At 57.7% G+C, this 8565-nt stretch carries 11 protein-coding genes; 7 read left to right on the top strand and 4 right to left on the bottom strand.

The genetic code is table 11. The annotated features are described in order from the left end of the window. On the top strand, window positions 1-429 hold a 429-nt coding region (gene tnpA, locus DBO86_RS13510), incomplete at its 5' end, for an IS200/IS605 family transposase (RefSeq protein WP_146173169.1). 13 nt (window positions 430-442) lie between these two features. On the opposite strand, the gene DBO86_RS13505 is transcribed toward tnpA, so the two are convergent. Next, window positions 443-796, bottom strand: coding sequence for a DUF6088 family protein (locus DBO86_RS13505; RefSeq protein WP_244185555.1), 354 nt, complete (start codon window positions 794-796; stop codon window positions 443-445). Window positions 797-1111: 315 nt separating this feature from the next. Between DBO86_RS13505 and DBO86_RS26045 the strand changes: the two genes are divergently transcribed. Continuing rightward, window positions 1112-1399, top strand: coding sequence for a hypothetical protein (locus DBO86_RS26045; protein ID WP_016487034.1), 288 nt, complete (start codon window positions 1112-1114; stop codon window positions 1397-1399). Between the two features lie 28 nt (window positions 1400-1427). On the opposite strand, the gene DBO86_RS13495 is transcribed toward DBO86_RS26045, so the two are convergent. Next, window positions 1428-2387 carry a site-specific integrase gene (locus tag DBO86_RS13495; protein ID WP_004374696.1) on the bottom strand — a complete coding sequence of 320 codons (960 nt, stop codon included), beginning with the start codon at window positions 2385-2387 and terminating at the stop codon, window positions 1428-1430. 179 nt (window positions 2388-2566) lie between these two features. On the opposite strand from DBO86_RS13495, the gene DBO86_RS13490 reads away from it, so the two are divergent. Then, complete coding sequence (locus DBO86_RS13490) at window positions 2567-3544, top strand: DNA-binding protein (protein ID WP_092375361.1); 978 nt, start codon at window positions 2567-2569, stop codon at window positions 3542-3544. Between the two features lie 93 nt (window positions 3545-3637). Here DBO86_RS13490 and DBO86_RS13485 read toward each other — a convergent pair whose 3' ends face one another. Next, window positions 3638-3868 (bottom strand): helix-turn-helix domain-containing protein, encoded by a 231-nt coding sequence (locus DBO86_RS13485; protein WP_092375359.1) that lies wholly within the window; start codon window positions 3866-3868, stop codon window positions 3638-3640. Window positions 3869-3969: 101 nt separating this feature from the next. Here DBO86_RS13485 and DBO86_RS13480 point away from each other — a divergent pair, with 101 nt between their 5' ends. From DBO86_RS13480 to DBO86_RS27155, 4 genes are all read left to right on the top strand, one after another. Further along, on the top strand, window positions 3970-4560 hold the full coding sequence (locus DBO86_RS13480; RefSeq protein WP_092375355.1) for a hypothetical protein: 591 nt from the start codon (window positions 3970-3972) through the stop codon (window positions 4558-4560). Next, on the top strand, window positions 4557-5957 hold the full coding sequence (locus DBO86_RS13475) for a DEAD/DEAH box helicase (protein WP_108233916.1): 1401 nt from the start codon (window positions 4557-4559) through the stop codon (window positions 5955-5957). The genes DBO86_RS13480 and DBO86_RS13475 overlap by 4 nt, the downstream gene beginning before the upstream one ends. A 90-nt stretch (window positions 5958-6047) precedes the next feature. Beyond that, a complete protein-coding gene (locus DBO86_RS13470) occupies window positions 6048-6350 on the top strand; it encodes a hypothetical protein (protein WP_092375348.1) in 303 nt (100 codons plus the stop codon). 120 nt (window positions 6351-6470) lie between these two features. Beyond that, window positions 6471-6734, top strand: coding sequence for a BPSL0761 family protein (locus tag DBO86_RS27155; protein ID WP_092375345.1), 264 nt, complete (start codon window positions 6471-6473; stop codon window positions 6732-6734). Window positions 6735-6944: 210 nt separating this feature from the next. Here DBO86_RS27155 and tnpC read toward each other — a convergent pair whose 3' ends face one another. Further along, the gene (tnpC, locus tag DBO86_RS13455; protein WP_031634228.1) at window positions 6945-8489 is read right to left on the bottom strand and encodes an IS66 family transposase; all 1545 of its coding nucleotides are present in this window, start codon (window positions 8487-8489) and stop codon (window positions 6945-6947) included. Window positions 8490-8565 lie beyond the last annotated feature (76 nt).

Here is an 8565-nt window from a genome sequence, read left to right as displayed (position 1 = left end):
GATTACAGATACGGCAGTCATACGGTCTACCAGATCGAGTATCACTTTGTTTGGGTGACTAAGTACCGATACAAGGTGCTCAGCGGTGAGGTTGCTGAGCGAGTGCGAGAGCTGGTGAGACAGACGTGCGAAGCATTTGAAATTCGGATTGTGAAAGGTGTGGTGAGCAAGGATCACGTGCATATTCTGGTGAGCAGTCCGCCGAATTTGGCGCCGAGTGAGATCATGAGGCGGATCAAGGGGCGTACGGCGAGCAAGCTTTTCGAGGAGTTTCCCCATCTGAAAAAGCGCTATTGGGGGCAGCATTTTTGGGCTCGCGGGTACTTTTGCGCGACGGTTGGGCAGATGACGGAAGAGATGATCAAGCAGTATCTGGAGCATCATTTTGAGCCGAGCCCGAACGATAATTTCAGGATGGAGCCTGACTGATCCGACGCGTCGTTCAGTCGACGCGTATCCGGACTTTCAGTCCGTAAGTCACTAACCCACCGACTTCAGTCGGTGGTTGTTGAGTCGCGGCACGAGCCCCGTGGTCGACCAGCACTTCACCCAGCGCATTAGCCAGCGAGTGGACAACCTTCTCCGGTGCCGGCGGGCGCACGCCGAACCGAGTTTCGACTGCGGCAACATAAATGCCCCGAGCAACGCGAAACAGCTTTCCACCTTCGACCAGGCGAGAGAGTCCTCGCTGCACAGCATGGCGAGAACTATGATGCAGGAATCTGCTAGGTGTCAGAACCTCACCTTCTGGAAGCTGTTGAATGATGTCCAGGATTTTCTCGGGAAGAGCCTTCATTGTCCTGTCAAACCTCGTGAGTGGCCCTGCCAAGAACCACCAGAGGTGGCGACCATCTCATGCGGGACACATCATCGAACAATAGACCTGGTGCTTGGCTCCGTCCTGTGAGTACAGGCAATCTCTGTGCGAGTAGGTCTGGCCTGATGCCGTTTTGAAGTCGTAGCCCAAGACTCGTTCGTCCCGGTCATAGACCCTTATCAGCTCGGTCAGCTTCTCCATCGTCCAGTCATTGGATCCATTCAGCCTCGCAGGCAGTACAACCTGGACTGCCTCGACCAGCGTTCCCTCAGCGCGTCTTTGTAGCATGAACACTTGACCATTTCACTCAACGCGGGCGAATGGGAAGAGAAAAAACTAACGCCTTACCAGGTGGTCGTCCTTTGGAGCGAGTGGTCAGCAGCTGCCCGCGGGCGACTGAAAAATGAGCTGGAAATAGCCCGGCAAGAGAACATAAAAGCCAAAAAAGACAAGCAGGCATCCCGCAGTTACCTCTTCTTTGTGGGTGCCCAGGATGCCAAGAACCCTGCAATTTTCCATGTGCTGGATCATCGACTCATTTGCACCGCACATGACGAGCTGGTGTTCCCAGTGCGCAGCTAGGTGCAGATCGGGGCCGCGGAAGGCGGTCTTATGGCAGTCCCTCGGGCCAGTTTGAGATGTGTTGTAGCGCACTCAGTTGCCCAGGGAACACTCCTGTGCTCTCGACATAGCGCAATGCGGATTGCCCATCGCTCCAGCCTACGTACTGCATCAGCGCTTTGATATCCCAGCCGCTGCGGGTGGCCCAGGTGGCAAACCCGCGGCGCAGCGAGTGGCTACTGTACAGCTCCGAAGGCAGCCCTGCTGCCTGCAGTACGGCGCGCATGAGTGGGACAACGCTATTTGGGTGCAAGCCCTGCTCACCTAAGTGCCCCCAGCGATCAATTCCACGGAATACCGGCCCGCGTGCGATACCCGCAAGACTGATCCAGTCGACGTAGGCTTGTACTGGGCACAGCCTGGCCAGCGCCGGCGCGTTGAAGGTCTGGCCTTGGTTGTCCCGATCACCTTTGCTCCAGGGCAGGAACAGTTGCATGCCCTCCCCGGTCCGCACCTGGATGTGCTCGACCTGTAGGCGACATAGCTCATCACTGCGAAAGGCCCGCCAGAAGCCGATCAGTATCAGAGCGCGATCGCGGCAACAGCGCAGTAGCCGTGGCAAGTCGTCTTCCGCGCGGGCCTGCTCCAAAGCTTGTTCCAACCACAACACGCACTGTTCGAGCTGGCGCAGCTGCAAAGGTTCGGCCTGCTTCTCTTGGCGTGGGTGCAAAGTACGAATGCCCTTGAGGATCTGGCGGACCAGCGGAGTCTTGGTCGGATCCGGGAAGCCTTGGCTGACATGCCACTGCGCCAACGCCGCGAGGCGCAACTTCAAGGTATTGCTGGACAGGGTGGCGGCGTGATCGACCAGATAGCGCACGACTGTATCGCTAGTCGCCGGCAGAAAGCCACCCCACGTCACCTCGAAGTGCTCAAGCGCCTGCTGATAGCTCCGCCGGGTGTTGGCACGAGTGCCGGCCTGCAGGTACCGCTCGATCTCCTGGCTCATCTGAGCGCATCCCCTTGGTGTACCGGTGAGCGACTGCCAAACGACAAAAACACCGCATCACCTTGGATAATTCGTCATTATCCAATTTTAGGTAAGCGTCCATCTAGTGTAAAAACCTTATCAAATATAGTATGTAAATACAGCATATGTATTACAGTACGAAATCGTAGGAGAGCAACATGGCACGCGGCGGTATCAACAAGGCGGTGGTGCAGAAGGCACGCACTACCCTCCTCGCCCGCGGCGAGTACCCGAGCATCGATGCGGTACGGGTTGAGCTGGGCAATACCGGTTCAAAGACCACCATTCACCGTTACCTGAAAGAGCTGGAGGCCGCCGACAGTGGTCGTGGAGCAGTACCGCTTGCTCTGAGCGAGCAACTGACTAACTTGGTGAACCAACTGGCCGACCAATTGCAAGAAGAAGCGCAAGCCGTTGTTGCCGGGGAGCGAGAGTTGTTGGAGCGCGAGCGGATCGACTACCAGCAGCGGATTCGGCAGGCCGAGAGCCGCATCCAACAACTGGAAGGCCAGACAGCGCTCGACGCCGAACGATTTCAGGCCACTGACCATGAGTTGCAACAGTTACGCGAGCTACGGCAGCAAGCCGAGGTCGAGAATGCCCGCCTGCAGCAGGCCAATCGCGACCTGGAGGATCGGCTCAAGGATCGCGATGCACAGATCCACTCGCTGGAGGAAAAACACCGACATGCGCGTAACACACTGGAGCACTACCGGCAGGCCAGCAAGGAGCAGCGTGAGCAGGAACAGCGCCGACACGAGTCGCAGGCGCAACAGTTGCAGCTGGAAATTCGCCAGCTGCAGCAGACGTTGATCATCAAGCAGGACGAGCTGACCCAACTGAATCGCGACAACGCACGCCTTCTCACCGAAGCAAGGCAGTTGCACAGGGACCAGCAGGCCAAGCAACGTCTGCTGGATCAGAAAGCTCAGGCTCTGGAAGCTCTGCAGAGCCAGTTCAGCGCGTCAGAAGCCGTCAAGCTGGTCCTGCAGCAACGCAATCAGAATCTACAGAGCGAACTAGACAGCTTGAGCCAGGCCAAGGTCAGGCAAGGCACCTCTCGGCAGTCGCACAGAGCCCAGCGCGCAACCGCGGCAGTAGATAAAGCGACTCCGCCAGCAAAAAAGCAAACCTGACTGAAACGACTAAGCCGGCAAACCATTGCTTGAGCGCGTGGATCACTCGCCCCGTCGCGCGGAGGCCAGTTGCGACTTTTAATCCAGGATCGTTCAGGTTGGTTTAAGTTCGGACAACTTCGGTAGCAGGTAAGCAGGGTCACAGGCAAGCTGGCATGCAATTCGATACAGCTTCTCTACGGTGATGCTTACTTCACCCCGCTCGATCCGCCCCATGTAGCTGCGGTCGATGCTGCAGGCCAGCGCCAGGGCATCCTGAGAAATTCGGCAGGCCTTTCTCTGCGCTCGGATGCGTTCGCCCAACGCTTTCGCCAACTTATCCATGACCGTCTCAATTCCACTGAGACGGCAATATCATGCGTTTACGGACGCAGAGGCCACGGACTATAATCCGTATTTTTCGCGCTATCTTCTCAGGTGCCGCAATGAAATCAGCCTCGTTCATCTTCGACAGGCGGCTGTATGAGCTGCTTCAGGAGGAAGGCCGCACACGGTTCACAATTCGTGAACTGCGCGATGCCTATGCCAAGCACCTGGATGGCATGACCTATCGCATCGGTGATTTACGCCGCTATGTGTATGAACAGATGCGCCGGATGTTACGCATAGGTTGGTTAGTGCATGACGAACAGCGCCGCGTACGGGGGCAGGTCTACCACCTGCTGCCTACCCCAGCACATCTTCAACTTGAGCTGATCGACAACGGTTTTGAAAACAGTCTTATGTCTGCAAGGGCGGCTGAGCAGGACACAGCGGTACGCGACGTGAAAGCTCTGCCGCTTCAATCTTCAGCCAATATGGATCAGCAGCTGGAGGCACTCCATAAGGAGATCCGTCTGGATTTTCTTTCTTCAATGGGTGAGGCAGAGCGATTCAAGTTGCTTCTGGACGAGATGCCACATTTGCGGGACAAGGTTGAAGGCGAGTACCTGGAGGCCAGGGATCGTAGTTCTCGTCTTTTGGGGCATCTGCGCGCCATCGAGAAGACCCTCAAAACGCTCGCCGCACCACGATGAGTAGATCGCTACGGAGCTGGCAGAACAGCTGCATCACCATGGCGCTGGAGCACTTCACCGTCACGCCGCACTTCTTCTGCCAGGCAACCCCGGGAGCCGGAAAGACGCGCATGGCGGCAGAACTGGTCAGCCAACTGCTTGAGCAGGACAGAATCGATTTGGTGCTGTGCTTTGCGCCGTCCTGCCAGGTCGTGGAGGGTTTTCGTTCGACCTTTGCGGAAGTCCTAGGCAGACGCCTAGATGGCCAGATAGGTGCCGTGGGCGCTGCCTATACCTATCAGGCCATGGAATACCGTGATGAGGGATTCTGGCAGCTGCTTGATGACTACCGGGTGTTCGTGGTCTTCGATGAAATCCACCATTGCGCCGGCCACGATCCGCTGCTCAGCAATGCCTGGGGGCAGCAGATACTGCATCGGATACAGGATCGGGCTGCCTTCACGTTGGCCCTGTCTGGCACGCCCTGGCGTTCGGACGACAAGGCCATCGCATTGGCTCGCTACTCTTCGCCCGAGGGGCATCTGATCTGTGATTACCGTTATGGCTTGAAAGATGCCATTGCCGACGACGTGTGCCGATCACCTCGCATTGTGTTGCTCGACAATCAGAAGGTGAAACTTACGGAAGAGCTTGGCGCGAATAGCTCCGTGAGGCTGTTTCCCAGCATCGCCAAGCTTTTAGGGGAGTCACCTGTCACCTATGAGGAACTTCTGCGTCATGACGAGGTGATCAATCCAATCCTCGATCTTGGCTGCAGCAAGCTGAACGAGCTACGCCAGATCAAACCTGATGCCGCTGGTTTGGTGGTGGCCACAGACATCGAACACGCCCAGCAAGTTGCACTGGCTCTAGAAGCAATGGGTGAAGAATGCCGCATCGTGACCAACAAAACCCAAGATGCGCAGCAGGTGATCAATGCATTCCGGAGCAGCGCCTGCCGCTGGATTGTGGCCGTCGGAATGATCAGCGAAGGCACCGACATTCCCCGCCTGCAAGTGTGCTGCTATCTCAGCCGTATCCGCACCGAACTGCATTACCGGCAAGTGCTGGGGCGAGTGCTGCGGCGCACAGGTGAGTCCGACGACCAGGCATGGCTATTCATGTTGGCGGAGCCAACGCTTCAGGGTTTTGCGGAGCGAATATCGGATGACTTGCCTGATGACCTGGCAGTTTTGAACGATGTGCAGATGCCTGGTTTTACTCCAGGCTCCAGGCCTGAGCCGATGGGCACTTTGGGTCATGTTGAAGGTTTCGACGGTGCGGGGTTAGGTGGTGCAGAACCGGGTATTGGATCGCAGCCTACGAACATCATTTCGCTGGGTGGCTTTGCAATTGAGCCTGCTTACCAGCTCAGCTTTTCCCAGCATTATCGGCAGCAGCTACTGGCTTGTTTTTAATGCTCAGCCAGTCGAGGCTGATCCAATGATGTTGGTGTTCATGAATCCATAACCGGCCGGCGTCGTGTGGAACGTAATCGTGAGGTGTGCATGGAGATTAAATCGCAGGCATTGGTCGATGTCGTTGAGGATGTGATCTGCGACGTGTGCCGCTCTGGCACGCGTATTCCCGGCTATGCTCCCCAATATGGCAAGCTTGAAGCCCAATGGGGATATGGCTCCCAGCATGATGGGGAGCACTACCGGGTGCATCTCTGTGAGCCCTGCTTTTTCAGGGTGCTGAGTGGGTTGCGTCGGGAGCGCATGGTCAATGGTATGTTCGATGATGATCAGCCATTTGCTTCCGAATATTTTGGTCTGGTCAGCAAAGACAACTACTGGGGGAAAAACTGATTGTAGGGTTGAAAATCCATCAGCCGCACCACGTCGAATCGCGGACAAATTAGGGGTAAGCGCGCGGCTTGCCCGTTCTGGTCTCGTAGATTGGAATAACTGAATAAGGAGGTAGCCGCTTTGACCCTTCCGCATGAAAGAACCCGGAGTGTCGTCAAGACCGAAGCTTTTCTCCGCGACCTCTCTCGTAACAGCGAACTACCTGATGACATTCGCAGCCATGCGAAAAGCCTGCTCAGACACTACCCGTCCGCCGATCAAGTTTTCTCGCTGGGGCGCCTCGAAGAGTGCCTGATAAACGACGCTCAAGATGATGAATATCGGCGAAGAGTAATTGCGTTCCATCAGCCGCTTTTCAGTTCGTCGTTAGACTTCTCGCTATAGGCGTGAACGTCACGATGCTCAGCACTGATCAAGCCCAGTCGGTATCTGCCCGGATTGCGCAACGAGTCAAGCGCCTACCTAAAGGGCAGCCGTTCAGCATCAGGCGTTTCACAGGGCTTGGAACGAAAAACGCCGTATCCAAAGCAATAGCTCGACTGGTCAACCGTAAGCGCTCCACAAACCCCGCCTCTCAATAAGCGGGGTTGATGCCTACAGTGGCATCGCGGGCGGGCAGTTCCATGGCAACAGCGCGTTGTAATCCTCGACGCTATTGGCCTGCGGCAGGCGTTCGAGGACATAGCGCAGCCAGGCGTAGGGTTCCTGGCCGTTGGCCTTGGCGGTTTCCACCAGGCTATAGAGTTGGGCGCTGGCGGTCGCGCCCTTGGGCGTGTCGCTGAACAGCCAGTTCTTGCGGCCGATGACGAAGGGCCGGATCGCGCGCTCGGCGGCGTTGTTGTCGATCGGCAGGTGGCCAGCCTCGATGTAGCGTTCGAGTCGGCTCCAGTTGCGGGCCAGGTAGCTCAGTGCCTTGCCCAAGGCATTCTGCGCCGTAACCTGGGGCTGGGTTTTCTCCAGCCAGGTCTTGAGCTGCTCAAGGAGTGGCTGGCTGTGCTGTTGGCGGCCCCGGTGACGCTGCTCATCGCTGGCATCCTTGAGTTCGCGCTCGATGCCGTAGAGCTTGTTGATCAGCCCCAGTGCGATGTCGGCACGCCCGGTTTTACCCTTGGGTTGCACCTTTTGCGCCTCGATAAATTTACGGCGCGCATGCGCCCAGCAGGCCAGACGTTCGATACCGTCCTGTGCGGCCACGGCGTTGTAGCCGGCGTAATCATCGGTCATCAGGTAGCCACGATAACCATCGAGCAGGCGCAGTGGCACCTCCTGCGCACGGCTGGTTGTGTAGTCGAAGAGGATCACCGGCTTGTCTGGTGGGCCGCCGGTCTGCACCCACATCCAGGATTGGCTGCTCGGGTCGCGCTCCGGCTCTTTGAGCACCTGCACGCGGGTTTCGTCGCAGTGGATCACGGGGCTGTCCAGCAGCGTGTCGCGCATCAGGTTGAGCACAGGCTGCAACTGCTCGCCGCAGCGGATCACCCAACGCGCCAGGGTCTGCCGGGGGATGTCGATACCGTGACGGCTGAGCACTTTCTCGAAGCGATACAGCGGCAGGCCATCGGCATATTTGCTGGTCAGCAGCATGGCCAGCACGCTGGGGCTGGCCAGGCTTTTCTCGAGCAGTTGGGCCGGCTTGTCGGCGGTCACCGGGGCGGTTTCGCAGCCCTGGCAGGCGTAGGTCTTGCGAACGTGCCGGATCACCCGGATTTGCATCGGGATGATGTCCAGTTGCTCGCTGGTTTCCTCGCCAATGACCTGCTTGCGGCAACCGCAGGCGCAGGTCAGTTCATGCTCTGGCAGCTCATGGGTGACCACCAACCGCGGCAACTCGGCCGGCAGCGGCGTGCGCTTGCCCCGGCGCTTGGTCGGTGCGCCGGCGTCTTCCTCGACCGCATCGACCGGTGCTTCAGGCGTCGCTTCGGCCAGGCTTTCCGCTTCGTTGAAGATCTCCAACTGCGGTGAGTCCGGGTCGCTGCTCTGCTCGGATTTACGGCCAAATAGGCGCTGGATCAGCAGCGCATTTTGTTCACGCAACCGCTCGATCTGACCGTCCTTTTCTGACATCTGCACGCTCGCCGACAGCAGCAACTGCTTGAGCAAAATCGGGTCGTCAGGAAGGGTTTCGGGCATGGAAATCATGCCGTGGATTATACCGGTTTAGGCCACGAATCGCGGGGTCAACACCTGATGCGGCCGGTTGCGCCACAGGTCGATA

It is taken from the genome of Ectopseudomonas oleovorans, assembly GCF_003052605.1.
Taxonomy (GTDB): Bacteria; Pseudomonadota; Gammaproteobacteria; order Pseudomonadales; family Pseudomonadaceae; genus Aquipseudomonas; species Aquipseudomonas oleovorans_A.
This window is presented reverse-complemented; position numbering and strand designations above follow the sequence as displayed.